Below are 14560 nucleotides of genomic sequence, written 5' to 3'. Positions count from 1 at the left end.
GCCTTGCAGGATCTCCATGCCTTCCTCCCGCACCTGTGTAGGCGTGGTGTTCGGCGGCGCGTCCGAGGAACATGCCGTTTCAATCCGATCAGCCATCACAGTGGTCGGTGCCCTTCGCAGCGAAGTGAACAACAATCGCTTCGAGGTCATTGCGATTTACATCGACCAACGAGGCCGCTGGTGGCCAGCATGCGTGGCTGAAGCAGTGCTGAAGCAAGGTCATCCCGCCAAACCGGAACAACTGTCGACGCCCCTTGCCCCGCAGGGCTTTACCAAACTGCCTGAGGGGAGCGAAAGCGTACATGTCTGGTATCCAGTTCTGCATGGTCCCAATGGCGAAGACGGCACCGTGCAAGGCCTGTTCACCCTGATGGGAAAACCTTTTGTGGGTTCAGGCGTACTCGGCTCTGCCCTCAGCATGGACAAGTTGGCCATGAAAGCCGCCTTCGCTGCAGCAGGGTTACCCCAGGTGCCTTACGTCGCCGTTGATGCCGCAGATCTCATCGAAACTGAATCGCGTCAAGGCGTCGCCAAACACTTGGAGGCCAAACTCAAATACCCATGTTTTGTCAAACCCGCCAACCTGGGTTCTTCAGTCGGTATCAGCAAAGCTCAAAACCGCAACGAGCTGCTTATCGGTCTCGACAAAGCTGCCAGCCTTGATCGGCGCATTGTGGTGGAGCAGGGAGTGAGCGCTAGAGAGCTTGAATGCGCTGTGCTAGGCAAACGTGAGCTGCAAACCTCTGTCGTAGGGGAGATTTGCTTTGATGCGGACTGGTACGACTACGACACCAAATACAGCGAAAATTGCAGCCATACGCTCATTCCAGCGCCTCTACCAGAGGGAGTTGAAGCACAAATCCGCTCACTGGCGTTACAAGCCTGTCGCTGCGTAGCCGCCCATGGCATGGCCAGGGTCGACTTTTTTTACAACGCTGCACGCAATGAAATTTGGCTCAATGAGATCAACACCCTGCCAGGCTTCACATCTCAGAGCATGTATCCAATGCTCTGGGAGGCTTCTGGTGTAACGCTCGAAGAGCTCGTGAGCCAACTTGTGATCACAGCGGGAGAATAAACAAGTTCCAACTTGATGGCATTCCGGAATTCCATCTTTGACCTGCCAATGATTCACGGTCTGCTCTGGTTCCCCCTGCTCCTGGTATTTGTGCTTCTCACTGCTCTCGGGTGGCTAGAGAGGCGGCGGCAAAACCTCTTCCGCGTCTGGGCTGAGGACTCTGAGCTATCCAAACTTGACGGCTCAGGAGCTGCTCGACTGAAACAAGGCATGCTCAGCTGGAGCAGCTTTGAAGCAGGCCGTTTTCAAGAGCAGGGCAACTTTGAAGTCACCAAATTGGAGATGCTGGAACTGATGGCCCTTACCTCAGGGGAAGCCCCTCTCACCCAAGAATCTCAGGGCCGTTGTCGACTTCGGCTAATCGGCAATGGCCAAGAAATGGATGTGCCCTTTGCCGATGCAGAACAGGCTCGCCGTTGGCTGGATCAGCTGATGGCCCGGGCACGCTGTGACCTGTGAGATCATCCACCCCTGATCGACGGCCTGCAAACGGCCCAGGGGTAGAGAGGCGGCGCCGGTTGCGCCAACAACGCCGCCGAGAGCAACTGATCTACCTCTGGCGAATGTTGACATTCATCTCTATTGCAGCAGGCCTGGGATGGGTACTACTCAGCCAAGGATGGAGCCTCAACAACGCGAAGCAAATCCATGTACAAGGCAGCCGCAACATCCAAACAAACACCGTGATCAAGGCCGGTGAGCTCCACTTCCCCCAGCCACTTCTTGGTTTCAATCCCAAAGAACTAGAGCAGACCCTGCTGCGCAAACTGCCGCTCAACTCGGTCGTTGTGCAAAGGCGCCTACTCCCTCCAGGAATAGATGTGGCTGTTCAAGAACGAAAACCCGTTGCTTATGCACTAAGAAAACGCGCCTATGGCCAAGAGCAGGGCATGGTCGACAGCACTGCGATGTGGATACCACTCAACGTGGCAAAACAAGGCGAGCGTCCCTCTACAAACTTGACTGTGGAAGGCTGGACGGCCAGCAAACGGCAAGCCATTTCCCAGGTACTGGAGCAACGAAATCAGCTTGGCAGCCCCCTAGAACGAATCCTCGTGGCTCCTAATGGAGAGCTCAGCCTGCAAACCAAGACCCTTGGCCTGATCCAGCTAGGCAGCAATAGCACCATGCTGAAGGAGCAACTAGAAACTGTGGCCCAATTGAGCAAAACCCTCCCGTCAAGTTTTCGCCATAAACCAGGCACAACCATCGACATGAGCGATCCCTCCAAACCGGAACTGCAAATGCCCCAACCTTCTAAGTGAGGTCAATCGTCCTGCAAGGCATGCCAAGCAAAAGAAATGCCAGATGAGCTGAAATCGCCAAATGTCCGTTGCAGAGATGGCGCAAAAAATCAACTGTGTTGAAACTTTCAGCGAAAAGCTCCAACACGGACATAATGCATCAACACCTCAATGATTCGACATCGACAATGGAGATGGCGATCAAAAACATGTCCATGTCCACCTCCATGGAGACCGCAGGGATCCTTCCCAGCCAATCAGCTCGCATTGAAGTAATTGGCGTCGGCGGAGGCGGCAGCAATGCCGTCAACCGCATGATTCTCAGTGACCTCGATGGTGTGAACTATCGGGTCATGAATACGGACGCTCAGGCCCTGCTTCAGTCTGCAGCCAGTAACCGCGTGCAGCTGGGTCAGACCCTTACGAGAGGGTTAGGCGCTGGAGGTAATCCCAGCATCGGTCAGAAGGCGGCGGAGGAATCTCGAGCAGAACTGCAACAAGCTCTGCAAGGAGTCGATCTCGTCTTCATCGCCGTTGGCATGGGTGGCGGGACCGGCACTGGGGCCGCTCCAGTGGTTGCCGAAGTTGCCAAGGAAAGCGGCGCGCTCACTGTGGGCATCGTCACCAAACCCTTTAGCTTTGAGGGACGTCGTCGCATGCGACAGGCCGCTGAAGGCATTAGCCGCCTGGCCGATCATGTGGACACCTTGATTGTGATCCCCAACGACCGCATTAAAGACGTCATCTCCGAAGCTCCGCTTCAAGAAGCCTTCCGAAGTGCAGATGACATCCTGCGTATGGGTGTTAAAGGCATCAGTGACATCATCACCTGCCCTGGCCTTGTCAATGTGGACTTCGCCGACGTGCGTTCGGTGATGACCGAAGCCGGCACGGCCCTGCTGGGGATTGGTGAAGGTTCAGGACGTTCCAGGGCGATAGAAGCAGCCCAGGCTGCCATCAGTAGTCCGCTACTGGAAGCGGCCCGCATCGACGGAGCCAAAGGTTGCGTCATCAACATCAGCGGCGGTCGCGACATGACCCTTGAGGACATGACCTCCGCATCGGAAGTGATCTACGACGTGGTCGATCCAGAAGCCAACATCATTGTTGGGGCTGTGGTGGACGAAAAACTCGAAGGTGAAGTTCACGTCACCGTTATCGCCACAGGCTTTGAAGGCAACCAGCCTTACCGGAGCGAACGCTCAATCAACAAGATTGCCTCTCAATCGATCTATAGCCAGCCTGAAGCCAACGAATCAGGCGCACGAATTCCCGAATTCCTGCGTAAGCGTCAACCTCGAAACGATAACGAGATCTAACCTTCGTCTATGAGGGTGACCCGGAGTCCACGCCTGTCACGAGCATCCCGTGTGGCTGCTCCCTTCCGGTCCTGACCAGATTTAGGCGTCGCGGCCGCATGGGTCCGAGTCAACACGATGCTAGCAATGGACCCTCGAGGGCCTGGAGAAGCAGATGCGCCCCAGCGAATTAACTCAACTCAAGCAGGATGGGCGAGCAATCAGCATCCTCACAGCCTGGGATGGCATAAGCGCGGCCTTGGTTGAGGCCGCTGGAGCCGATGTGGTTCTCGTAGGAGACTCGCTAGCGATGGTGGCACTGTGCCATGCAACCACCCTGCCTGTGACAGTGGAGCAGATGCTCCACCACACCCAAGCTGTGGGTAGAGGTTTCACTCGCCCTCTGCAACAACAGCCCCTCGTCGTCTGCGACCTCCCATTCCTGAGCTACCAATGCGGAGAAGACAAGGCTGTAGCGGCCGCTGGAAGCCTGCTCAAGCACTCCTGTGCAGCCGCAGTGAAGCTAGAAGGAGCAGAGCCAGAGGTCCTCGCAGTCATTGAGCGTCTGGTGCGGATGGGGATCCCAGTCATGGGGCATTTGGGCCTTACTCCACAAGCAGTACATCAGCTCGGCTACCGCCGTCAGGCGGAGGACCCTCGCAGCCAAGCGCAAATGCTGCAACAAGCAAAACAACTTGAGCAAGCGGGCTGTTTCGCCCTGGTGGTCGAACATGTGCCGAGTTCCATCGCTCGATGCCTGAGTCAACAACTCACCATCCCCGTAATCGGTATCGGCGCTGGCGAAGATTGCGATGGACAGGTAAGGGTCACCGCTGACCTGCTGGGACTGACTCCCAGCCAACCCCCCTTCAGTCCGCCATTGATCCAAGGTCGCCAGCTTTGCGTAGAAGCCCTTCAAGGTTGGGTGAAGCAACTGCATCAGCAGGCAGAGACTGCCACCACAACAACATCTCCACCAGAACCTGATTGCTGAGGGCCATCCCCTCGGGGTCACTGAGCTGCCAACGTCGTCCATGCAGCTCTAACCAGCCCCGATCCAACGCCGCCTGCCAGCGCAGCTGCAACGAAGGCAATAGAGCGTTGCACTGCTCATGAGTCCAGCCCCAAGCCCTACTGAGGGCCTCAAGATCAACTCCCTCACGGCAACGCAAACCCACCAACAACTGTTCATCCAGAGGTAATGGTCTTGCCTGAGCCGCAACTAGAGAGGAATCCAGCCCTTCTGCCTCCTGAACCTCAATCCAGTTGTAGTAACCATCCCTTGTACGCGGACGAGCCAACCTCTCGCCCCAGGGCGCACTGGTCGCACCCTGACCAAACCCCCACCACCCTGCCCCACTCCAATACACGCGGTTGTGGCGTGAGGCGTGACCTGGTAAGGCGTAATTGGAGATTTCATAGCGGCCAAATCCTGCTTGACGAAGCAAGATACTGGTGGTCTGCATCTGCTCAGCTGCTAAATCATCATCGGGCAAATCCAACTCCCCCCGCCGCTGACGCCAAGCAAATACCGTGCCTGGTTCAACAGATAACTCGTAGATCGAAAGATGAGGTGAACCAGTATCAATGGCCTCAACAAGCTGTTGCTTCCATGCCACCAACTCCTGTCCTGGCAGGTTCTGGATGAGATCCAAACTCCAACTTCTCAGCTCTCCGAACTGATGAGCCTGATGCAACCATCCGCAAGCCTCCAGTAAATGGTGGCGACGATGACGGCGTCCAAGCGTCTCGAGCAAGGCATCATCGAAACTCTGCCCCCCCAAGCTCACCCTGTTGACACCAGCCGCTAGCACGGCCTCTAGGTAAGCCTGATCGAAACTAGCTGGATCCATTTCCAGTGTGATTTCTGCACCAAGCTGAACGCCAAATCGTTGCCGTAGCTGATCCAACAGGGCACCAATCTGTGCTGAGCTGAGCAGAGATGGTGTTCCGCCGCCGATGTAAACCGTGGCCAGCGTTGGTCCAGGCTTAACAAGCGCAATCTCCCGTTGCAATAGCTGCAGATAAGACTGAATCGAGGCGCTGCCAGAGCCCTTAGCCCCATTGGCATGATCGCCAAGAGGCACGACAGCGAAATCGCAATAAAAGCAACGCCGATGGCAGAAAGGAATGTGCAGATAGGCACTACGAGGTGGCAACACAGCAAGACCGTCTCTCATCAATCAATCCGCAAAGGTGCGGACATCTGCCCGGGCCAAGCTCCAGAGGATGGTGCATGCTGCCTTCATCTGGAGCGAGCAGACACGATCTGACCCCATGGTTGACCTGCTCATCCTGGTGCTGTTTCTGATCTCTGGCGCGGCCACTGGCTGGCTAGGAGTTGAGCTGTTGCCCGAACGGCTGCTGGAGCAAACGATCAACATCGATCGACTGAGGTTGGTCCTGAGTGGGTTGAGCGCCGGCTTTGGACTTTTGGCTGGATTCTTCTTCCAGCGACTGCGGCAAAGGCTGATGCAGCAGGTGCGCACCATGCCCACCGACCTCTTGGTCAGTCGAGCTGTAGGCCTCATTCTTGGCCTACTGGTTGCCAATTTGCTGCTGGCACCAATCCTGCTTTTGCCCCTCCCATTTGAGGTGGTGTTGGTGAAGCCTCTGGCCGCAGTACTGAGCAATGTCTTCTTTGGCGTCCTTGGATACAACCTGGCGGAGGTCCACGGCCGCACCCTGCTACGCCTGTTCAATCCCAACAGCACCGAGGCGTTACTGGTCGCCGATGGGGTTCTAACACCTGCCACTGCAAAGATTCTCGACACCAGCGTGATCATCGATGGCCGCATTCGTGGACTAATGGCATGCGGACTAGTGGAAGGTCAGGCAATCGTGGCCCAAACCGTGATTGATGAACTGCAACAGCTGGCCGATTCAAGCAATGCCGAAAAACGAGCCAAAGGTCGACGCGGTTTGAAGTTGCTCACTGAATTACGCGAAAGCTATGGCAGACGGCTGGTTTTAAACAGCACCCGATACGAGGGATCTGGCACTGACGAGCGACTTCTCAAACTCACCGCCGATACAGGCGGAATCTTGATCACTGCCGATTACAACCTCGCCCAAGTCGCCAAGGTCAAAGACCTCAAAGCAATCAACCTCAGCGAAATCGTGATCGCCCTGCGACCTGAAGTACAACCCGGCGACGAACTGAAGCTCAAGATCGTCAAACAGGGCAAGGAAGACAACCAGGGGGTGGGCTATCTAGAAGACGGGACGATGGTAGTGGTGGAGGGCGGCAGAGAGGCGATTGGACAGCGGCTACCCGTTGTGATCACTGGAGCGCTGCAAACCCCTACCGGCAGGATGGTCTTTGGTCGGTTCGAGAAAAATCAGCCAACCCGCAAATCAAGTAAGACCAGCGAGCGCCCACCGGCTAACCCTCGCTAGTCTCCAAACTCCGCCAAAGATGTGCTGCAGATGACGGTGTCCGCTCCCTACTACGGCGAATCAACCGTGATGCGTACACCGCCTCCGGATTTGCCATCGCTACTTCTCAAGGAACGCATTGTCTACCTAGGACTGCCCCTGTTCTCCGACGACGATGCCAAGCGGCAGCTAGGCATGGATGTGACCGAACTGATCATTGCCCAACTTCTCTATCTGGAGTTCGACAACCCAGAAAAGCCCATCTACTTCTATATCAACTCCACTGGTACCAGCTGGTATACGGGTGATGCCGTCGGCTTTGAAACCGAAGCTTTTGCGATCTGTGACACCCTGCGTTACGTCAAACCCCCTGTCCACACCATCTGCATCGGCCAAGCAATGGGCACGGCAGCGGTGATTCTCTCGGCAGGCACCAAAGGCCACAGGGCGGCCCTTCCCCACGCCTCAATCGTGCTGCATCAACCTCGCAGTGGTGCCCAAGGTCAAGCCACCGACATTCAGATCCGTGCCAAGGAAGTGCTGCATAACAAACAAGCCATGCTCAAAATTCTTGCCAGCAATACAGGCCGCAGCATTGAGCAGTTATCAAAGGATTCTGATCGGATGAGTTATCTCACCCCTGGAGACGCTGTCGAATACGGCATCATCGATCGGATTCTCAGCAGCCGTAAAGAGCTACCCAGTTCAGAGTCACTGAACTGAACGATCCCACTGCAACCCTGGACTCAACCCTTCCAGGCTCTATCTCAGATCATTCCTAATCCAGTTCTGATTTCCTCCTTTCTTTTTTCACCATGCCGATCGGTACCCCAAGCGTTCCCTACCGTCTTCCCGGCAGCCAGATGGAGCGCTGGGTCGACATCTATACCCGCCTTGGGGTGGAAAGGATCCTGTTCCTTGGCCAGGAAGTCAGTGATGGTGTTGCCAACAGCTTGGTAGCCCAGATGCTCTACCTCGATTCTGAAGACAGCACAAAACCGATCTATCTGTACATCAACTCCCCAGGTGGATCAGTCACTGCTGGCCTGGCGATCTACGACACGATGAAATACGTCAAAAGTGATGTCGTAACAATCTGCGTTGGCTTGGCAGCTTCGATGGGCGCCTTCCTTCTCACTGCAGGAACCAAAGGGAAAAGACTCGCCCTGCCCCACAGCCGAATCATGATCCACCAACCGCTGGGTGGAACCAACCAACGACAAGCCAGCGATATCGAAATCGAAGCGCGTGAAATCCTGCGCATCAAAGACATGCTCAACCACTCCATGGCAGAGCTGACAGGTCAGACCTTTGAAAAAATCGAAAAAGACACGGACCGCGACTACTTCTTAAGTGCAGCCGAGGCCAAAGACTATGGCCTCATCGATCGTGTGATTGCCCATCCGAACGAAGCCTGAAAGTCCTGCCAACCGAGAAGGACTATTGGACCTTCAGCCAAAACCATGGGGCCCTTGCGTAAGCTCTGACCTTGCCCTGAACGCAATCCAGCCAGGATGGCCCAGCTCTTCTACGACTCCGATGCCGATCTCGGCCTACTCAATGGCAAGACCGTCGCCATCATTGGCTATGGCTCCCAGGGCCATGCCCATGCCCTCAACCTCAAGGACAGCGGCGTAGATGTGGTAGTGGGCCTATATGAAGGCAGCCGCTCCGCCGAGAAAGCCCGCACCGATGGACTGGAAGTGCTCAGCGTCGCTGAAGCCGCCGCCAAAGCGGACTGGATCATGGTGCTACTACCGGATGAATTCCAAAAAGATGTTTATGCAAAAGAGATCGCCCCTCATCTGAGTTCAGGCAAAGTGTTGAGCTTCGCTCACGGCTTCAACATCCGCTTCGGGTTAATTCAGCCGCCAGCTGATGTCGACGTGGTGATGATTGCTCCTAAGGGGCCTGGCCATACCGTGCGCTGGGAATACCAAAACGGGCAAGGAGTACCAGCCCTATTCGCCATTGAGCAAGACGCTTCTGGAAGCGCCCGTTCCCTGGCGATGGCCTACGCCAAGGGGATCGGCGGCACCCGAGCGGGCATCCTCGAAACCAACTTCAAGGAAGAAACCGAAACCGACTTGTTCGGCGAACAAGCCGTGCTCTGTGGCGGGCTCTCAGAGCTCGTCAAAGCAGGCTTTGAAACCCTTGTAGAAGCTGGCTACCAGCCTGAGCTGGCCTACTTCGAGTGCCTTCACGAGGTGAAGTTAATCGTAGATCTAATGGTGAAGGGCGGCCTCACTGCCATGCGTGATTCAATCTCCAACACGGCCGAATACGGCGACTACGTGAGTGGGCCAAGACTGATCAACGCTGATACCAAAGCTGAGATGAAGCGCATCCTCGCTGACATCCAAGACGGCACCTTCGCTAAAAACTTTGTCGCCGAATGCGAATCAGGCAAACCTGAGATGAAGAAGATTCGCGATCGCGATGCCGCCCATCCAATTGAGCAGGTCGGCAAAGGTCTCCGCGCCATGTTCAGCTGGCTGAAAACAGCATGAAGCACAGATACTGCTTCCTGCTGCGTCACCGCTCCGCAGACTATTGCTTCAAGATAAGTATTTTGTGATGATTGTTCTGCTCTGCGATGCTTCAAAGGCCCCTATCGGCATAGCAAAACAATCGAGCTTCACCACCATGCTTGTAAAAACCATGATCATAAGAAACGTGACAGGTTCTTAACTAGTAGCACTTGCAAATTCTCCACCTAACCCTTAAAGAATTGGGCTTCTACAAGCTGCGGATCAAGACACAAATGACAGCAAGGTTCTCATAGGAAACTCAGCCAAAGCTCTTCTGTTAGGCCTAGCAAGGACGATCCAAGAACACAGCACCAACCTTTCATCGTGAACGACTTAAGAAACGGTTTGATGCCTGCCGAAAAGCGTTTAGTGAGCTGGAGTTGTTGTTTTGCATCCATGAGTCTGATGGGAGTCGCCAGCGCCTGGCTACTTGCTGAACTGACTCCATCACCATTAGTGAATAGCCTTCTGGTGGCTGCTCGCAATATTCCTGCATTTCTGCCTTTGAAGCGGCATATCAAAGGTTTTCCGCTGATGTTCAGTGCGGTCCTAATGCTCGAGCTAGTGGGCGTCGCCCTGAGCTGGCAATGGCTCAATCCACCTCTCCTAATCGGCATCACGCTGACAGGGGTATTCGTCCTCTCAATTGGCATCACTATCGCCTTACCGCCACTCGTTCAGAGGGTGCTGGAGGGGACCAATTTGCGCAAAGAGCAATTGCAATATGGCCAGGATTTAGGCGGCCTGAGCGGCACCATCCTTGCTGGTCTTTTTTATCCAGCCTTCATACAGTTTCCGCCCGCGCTGCTTCTGATACTTCCAGTCATTCCCTTAAGCCGATCAATACCTCATAAAACGGCTGAAACCGACATTTCTCAGACGCAGCCCACCATGAGCGCCCCTCCACTCAAACCCTGGAGTGTGCTCCATGGCTTTCTAAATGGCGCTTTGTTTGCCCTTTTACCCCTATGGGCACTCACAATCGATCAGAACAACTTTGTTGATTACTCAATGATCATGGGGGCTTTCATGATCGGGCGACTGCTTCGAGGTCTACTGCCCTGGCTCAGTGGAGCGATGCTTTACGGGCTATGTGGGCTGATTCTGCTGAGCGCATTTGTTCTCAACACACCTCTATGGCTTGATGTGCTGCTATTTATTCCCTTAGGTGGTCTATTTGTCTCAATTGATCTTGCCCTTATCGAACATCTTAAAGGCCAAGGTGATCTATCCCGGTGCATGGACATACACCATCGTTCCGACAAGGTTGCATCGGTGGCAGGTGGTCTTGTGATGGGAGCCAGCGCGCAGATCTTTGGGCTGATCACAGCCATGCCAGTGCTTGTAGTTCTTTTCCTATTAGCCGCTGCCATCACATGGCGCTGGCGTCCGCCTAGTGGCTTACAGACATGAGCGAAGAGCTGCTGCCTTGGTCTCTCTTGGCAGCTGCAGCAGGTCTCGACCTGCTGATCGGTGATCCACGCTGGTGTCCACATCCCGTTGAGTTGATGGGAGCTGTGATCAAACAGCTGCGCCATGTTGCTGAAGCGATCGCCGGGAATCGCCCCGTGCTGCTGCGTGTTGGCGGCGTTCTGATCACCGCTGTGCTGATCAGCGGCAGCGGTGCACTGGGTTGGGCAATCGAACGCCTCGCCCTGCAGGAGAGCATCGCCCCAGCCTGGCTCGGGATCCCCCTGCTGGTGATCGCCCTGGCCAGTGCCCTCGCCGCCGGCAGCCTCCGCCACAGCATCTTGAAGGTGTTGAAGGCGCTACCCACAGATGCGGGAGGAGACCTGTCTATCGCCCGTTTGCAGCTGAGCTGGATCGTGGGACGCGATGTATCCCAGTTGAATAAGCAGGAGATTCTGCGGGCTACCGCTGAAAGCGCAGCCGAAAACGCCGTGGATGGAGTGTTTGCACCGCTGTTCTGGATGCTGATCGGTGCTGGCCTCTGGCATGTCTCCAATGCATGGCCAGGCCCTCTAGCTCTGGCCTGGAGCTTCAAGGCCTCCAGCACCCTTGATTCGATGCTGGGCTATCGGCAGGGAAAACTGCAATGGCTGGGCACTGCCGGAGCACGACTCGATGATCTACTCACCTGGCTCCCCTGCCGCCTGGTGATGCTCACCCTTCCTCTAATCAGCAAGCCTTGGCGCCAGCTGCCGGCTCTGGTGATGGCAGCGGAACAGGACGGAGCCTTGGATCACTCCCCCAACGCCGGACGGTCCGAAGCGATCTATGCCCACTGTGCAGGGGTGCGAATGGGTGGACGCAACCGATACGGCAACCGATGGGTGGACAAACCCTTGCTGGCAATCGATCAACCGCCAGCAGACCAAAATGCTCTGCAGCGCATCCTGGCACTCACCAGTTGGCTTGAACTGGTCTGGATCATGATTGCGCTGGTTCTGCTCTAACCAAGCCAATGCGAATGATCACCATCACAGCCACGGCTCTGCTGCTGCTGTCGGTGCAGATCCCTGCTCAGGCAAAAACCACCAGAACCTTCAGCGGTTCCAATCCCGCCGAAGTGGAGAAGAACGCTCGTAAGACTGGTTACAGCTATCCGGAAAGCGAGATGAAGTGTTCAGCTCGTTGCAACCAGCGCTGGGCACGAGACTGACCCCTTCGCCTCAGTAGGCACCGCGATCCATAGGCAGCAACAGCACACCAAAGGTGCGCAGAATGATCGCCAAGTCCAACATGAATGAACGCCCCCGGGCATAAGCAAGGTCAAGGCGAACCCGCTTGGCATAGCTGAGATTATTGCGACCACTAACCTGCCACAGACCAGTCAGCCCAGGGCGTACAGATGCAACTTCATGCATAAACTCCCCATAGCGTTCAAGTTCTTTATCAACGATTGGTCTGGGACCAACCAAACTCATTTCACCCCGCAGCACATTCAAAAACTGAGGCAGTTCATCAAGACTGGAACGCCGCAAAAATCGACCAATAGGTGTGATCCGAGGATCCTTACGAAGCTTAAAATCACGCTCAAACTCAGCCCTCATCGAAGCAGATTTAACAAGCAAATTTGCAAGGATGTCGTCGGCATCTGCTCTCATCGTGCGGAACTTGATACAGCCAAAGTGTCGATAATCACGACCTACCCGTCGCTGCACATAAAAAACAGGCCCAGGTGAGCTGAGTTTGACCAGCAACGCCAAAAGGAGAAAGACAGGAGAGCCGAGGCTGATCACAGCAAGGGAAAACACCACATCTCCAGATCGTTTAATCGATCTCCCCAAGCGACTTTGCTGACCAATCAAGGCATTCGCAGGCAACGTTGAGGCTGGAGCTGAAAGCACCTCAAGATGACGACGAGAAGCCCCTCGGCCCAGGGCTCTACTACCCCCATGAAACACAAAGCGCCTGGAGGCCAATCTCATGATCTCTCCAAACGGCTCGCCTACTCAAGATCAGGATCGAAACTCTAAAAGCTCCACAGGGTCACTCGCAGCAACGGCACAGGCCTGCTGATGTTGTTGCCAGGCCTGACGCAGTGCAGTCTCAAAACGCGACGCAAAAGCTTCCGGACGGAATTGTTCTGCGCAAAGACGTACGACTTCAGGGGTCAATTGCTGCCAAAGCTGACGTTCCTCAAACCAGGCAACCGCCTGCGCGACTGATGTGACTGTCTGTTCAGGGAACAAGACCCCTGTTGGGTAAGGCCTTCCCGCCGCCGCACAACGCACGGTATCGAGTAAGCCACCCCTCCCCAAGCCAATCACTGGGGCACCCGCTGCCATGGCTTCCACTGGTGCAATTCCAAAGTCCTCCAAAGCGGCATAAACGAAGGCGCGGCAACTTGCCATCAAGGCCTCAACCTGCGCCTGGGTTTGACGACCTAGCAACTGCACTGTGGGACCTGCCAACTCTTCTAGGAATGTCCGCTCCGGTCCATCGCCAACCACCAACAATGGCAAGCGCAATCGATTGAAGGCCTCAATCACAAGATCCACTCGCTTGTAAGGGACAAGGCGACAAACACAGAGGTACACATCATTGCGAGGCTGATCCCAGCGGAAGCGATCCACCTTCACCGGTGGATGCACCACCTCTGCTTCACGCCCCCAAAAGCAAGCAATCCGCCGCGCTGTAAAGCGGGAATTGGCCAAAAGATGATTCACGCGCGCACCACTGAGCTGATCCCACTGCCTGAGAACATGCAATTGCCAACGGATCAAGGGCCCTAAACCGCTTTGTGCCAAGGCCGAGCGACGCAAATAGGCATGCATCTGATCCCATGCATAACGAACGGGAGTGTGCACGTAGCTCACATGGAGCTGCTCAGGAGAGGTGAGTACCCCCTTGGCCACAAGATGGCTGCTGCTGATGACCAAGGGGTAATCACCCACATCTAACTGCTCAATCGCAAGGGGCAATAAGGGCAGGTATTGCTGCACATGGCTCACCCCCCAGGGGAGATGTTGAATCGGACTGGTCTGAATGGCGCGACCTTCCAGCCAGCTTCCTGGCCTAAGGCTTTCTCCATCAACCAGAGCTGCCAAGTCTGGTTGACAGCCCAATCTGAGCAACAGAGCATCGATAGATTGCACGACCTGCTCAGCACCCCCCACGGCACGGGGCGTGAACCACTCATGCACCAAAGCAATCCGTTTGGGCAAGTCTTCTGGGGCCTTGCCAGCCATAGCGGATTGATCCTCAGTTCATCACGAAGTCTCTCAGCCGATTGCAGCAAGAGTGCTGCGTTCCGAAGCTGGGTTAAGCCCACTTAAAGCATGCCGATCAATTCCCTCCTTGAAGATGCCCTCAATCAACCTGCGATTGGTGAAACTGGGCGCTTTCGCTGGCATGCCACTCCCGTGGGCATAGCAGCTTTATGTAGACAACAAAATGCCCCACTCACCCCCCCCTTTGAAGATGCACTACAAGAAGCTCTTCAAGTCGGTTTGGACCTAAGTCGCGAAGAGAGAGAATTCCACCAAGTCAGCCAAGGCCTTGTGCTTCTGTTTCACTCCTGAACGCCAGGCCTAGTCAGCAACTCCCTCAAGGCTCGATAATGAA

The 14560-nt window shown here is 55.4% G+C and carries 15 protein-coding genes, 1 other RNA gene and 1 pseudogene; 13 read left to right on the top strand and 4 right to left on the bottom strand.

All coding sequences use genetic code 11. The features are described from left to right. Positions 1-16 precede the first annotated feature (16 nt). The 4 genes from SIB80_RS05265 to ftsZ all read left to right on the top strand — a co-directional run bounded on the left by SIB80_RS05265 (position 17) and on the right by ftsZ (position 3641). The gene (locus tag SIB80_RS05265) at positions 17-1078 is read left to right on the top strand and encodes a D-alanine--D-alanine ligase family protein (protein ID WP_063419610.1); all 1062 of its coding nucleotides are present in this window, start codon (positions 17-19) and stop codon (positions 1076-1078) included. A 48-nt stretch (positions 1079-1126) separates the two neighbouring features. Further along, complete coding sequence (locus tag SIB80_RS05260) at positions 1127-1537, top strand: hypothetical protein (RefSeq protein ID WP_063419611.1); 411 nt, start codon at positions 1127-1129, stop codon at positions 1535-1537. After that, entirely contained in the window at positions 1534-2343 is an 810-nt protein-coding gene (locus tag SIB80_RS05255) for a cell division protein FtsQ/DivIB (protein WP_063419612.1), read from the top strand. Before SIB80_RS05260 ends, SIB80_RS05255 begins: the two co-directional genes overlap by 4 nt. A 188-nt stretch (positions 2344-2531) precedes the next feature. After that, entirely contained in the window at positions 2532-3641 is a 1110-nt protein-coding gene (ftsZ, locus tag SIB80_RS05250) for a cell division protein FtsZ (RefSeq protein ID WP_196757088.1), read from the top strand. Positions 3642-3655: 14 nt separating this feature from the next. On the opposite strand, the gene ffs is transcribed toward ftsZ, so the two are convergent. Next, an RNA gene (ffs, locus tag SIB80_RS05245) (signal recognition particle sRNA small type) lies at positions 3656-3752 on the bottom strand. A gap of 43 nt (positions 3753-3795) precedes the next feature. Here ffs and panB point away from each other — a divergent pair. Beyond that, entirely contained in the window at positions 3796-4614 is an 819-nt protein-coding gene (gene panB / locus SIB80_RS05240) for a 3-methyl-2-oxobutanoate hydroxymethyltransferase (RefSeq protein ID WP_074160142.1), read from the top strand. A 73-nt stretch (positions 4615-4687) separates the two neighbouring features. On the opposite strand, the pseudogene hemW reads toward panB, so the two are convergent. Further along, positions 4688-5800: pseudogene (hemW, locus tag SIB80_RS05235) on the bottom strand (radical SAM family heme chaperone HemW); the annotation flags it as partial. A 49-nt stretch (positions 5801-5849) separates the two neighbouring features. Here hemW and SIB80_RS05230 point away from each other — a divergent pair. From SIB80_RS05230 to SIB80_RS05200, 7 genes are all read left to right on the top strand, one after another. Next, positions 5850-7019 (top strand): PIN/TRAM domain-containing protein, encoded by a 1170-nt coding sequence (locus SIB80_RS05230; protein ID WP_063419615.1) that lies wholly within the window; start codon positions 5850-5852, stop codon positions 7017-7019. A 30-nt stretch (positions 7020-7049) separates the two neighbouring features. After that, positions 7050-7721 carry an ATP-dependent Clp protease proteolytic subunit gene (locus tag SIB80_RS05225; protein WP_011129694.1) on the top strand — a complete coding sequence of 224 codons (672 nt, stop codon included), beginning with the start codon at positions 7050-7052 and terminating at the stop codon, positions 7719-7721. Between the two features lie 92 nt (positions 7722-7813). Beyond that, a complete protein-coding gene (locus SIB80_RS05220) occupies positions 7814-8416 on the top strand; it encodes an ATP-dependent Clp protease proteolytic subunit (protein WP_011826624.1) in 603 nt (200 codons plus the stop codon). A gap of 96 nt (positions 8417-8512) precedes the next feature. Further along, the gene (gene ilvC, locus SIB80_RS05215) at positions 8513-9508 is read left to right on the top strand and encodes a ketol-acid reductoisomerase (protein WP_063419616.1); all 996 of its coding nucleotides are present in this window, start codon (positions 8513-8515) and stop codon (positions 9506-9508) included. A gap of 345 nt (positions 9509-9853) precedes the next feature. Further along, complete coding sequence (locus SIB80_RS05210) at positions 9854-10942, top strand: hypothetical protein (protein ID WP_169189823.1); 1089 nt, start codon at positions 9854-9856, stop codon at positions 10940-10942. Continuing rightward, positions 10939-11946, top strand: a complete 1008-nt coding sequence (gene cbiB / locus SIB80_RS05205; protein ID WP_063419618.1) for an adenosylcobinamide-phosphate synthase CbiB — start codon at positions 10939-10941, stop codon at positions 11944-11946. The genes SIB80_RS05210 and cbiB overlap by 4 nt, the downstream gene beginning before the upstream one ends. A gap of 8 nt (positions 11947-11954) precedes the next feature. After that, a complete protein-coding gene (locus SIB80_RS05200; RefSeq protein WP_063419619.1) occupies positions 11955-12152 on the top strand; it encodes a hypothetical protein in 198 nt (65 codons plus the stop codon). 10 nt (positions 12153-12162) lie between these two features. Here the strand turns inward: SIB80_RS05200 and SIB80_RS05195 are convergent, their stop codons facing one another. Next, positions 12163-12921 (bottom strand): sugar transferase, encoded by a 759-nt coding sequence (locus tag SIB80_RS05195; protein WP_063419620.1) that lies wholly within the window; start codon positions 12919-12921, stop codon positions 12163-12165. Between the two features lie 30 nt (positions 12922-12951). Then, positions 12952-14184: a glycosyltransferase gene (locus tag SIB80_RS05190; RefSeq protein ID WP_063419621.1), complete on the bottom strand. Its 1233-nt coding sequence runs from the start codon at positions 14182-14184 to the stop codon at positions 12952-12954. Between the two features lie 90 nt (positions 14185-14274). Here SIB80_RS05190 and SIB80_RS05185 point away from each other — a divergent pair, with 90 nt between their 5' ends. Continuing rightward, positions 14275-14517 (top strand): hypothetical protein, encoded by a 243-nt coding sequence (locus SIB80_RS05185; RefSeq protein WP_011129688.1) that lies wholly within the window; start codon positions 14275-14277, stop codon positions 14515-14517. The last annotated feature ends 43 nt before the right edge of the window (positions 14518-14560 follow it).

It is taken from the genome of Prochlorococcus sp. MIT 1327 (assembly GCF_047304785.1).
In the GTDB taxonomy this organism is placed as follows: Bacteria; Cyanobacteriota; Cyanobacteriia; order PCC-6307; family Cyanobiaceae; genus Prochlorococcus; species Prochlorococcus marinus_D.
Note: the sequence above shows the minus strand (reverse complement) of the source record. Positions and strands in the feature narration are given on the sequence as shown.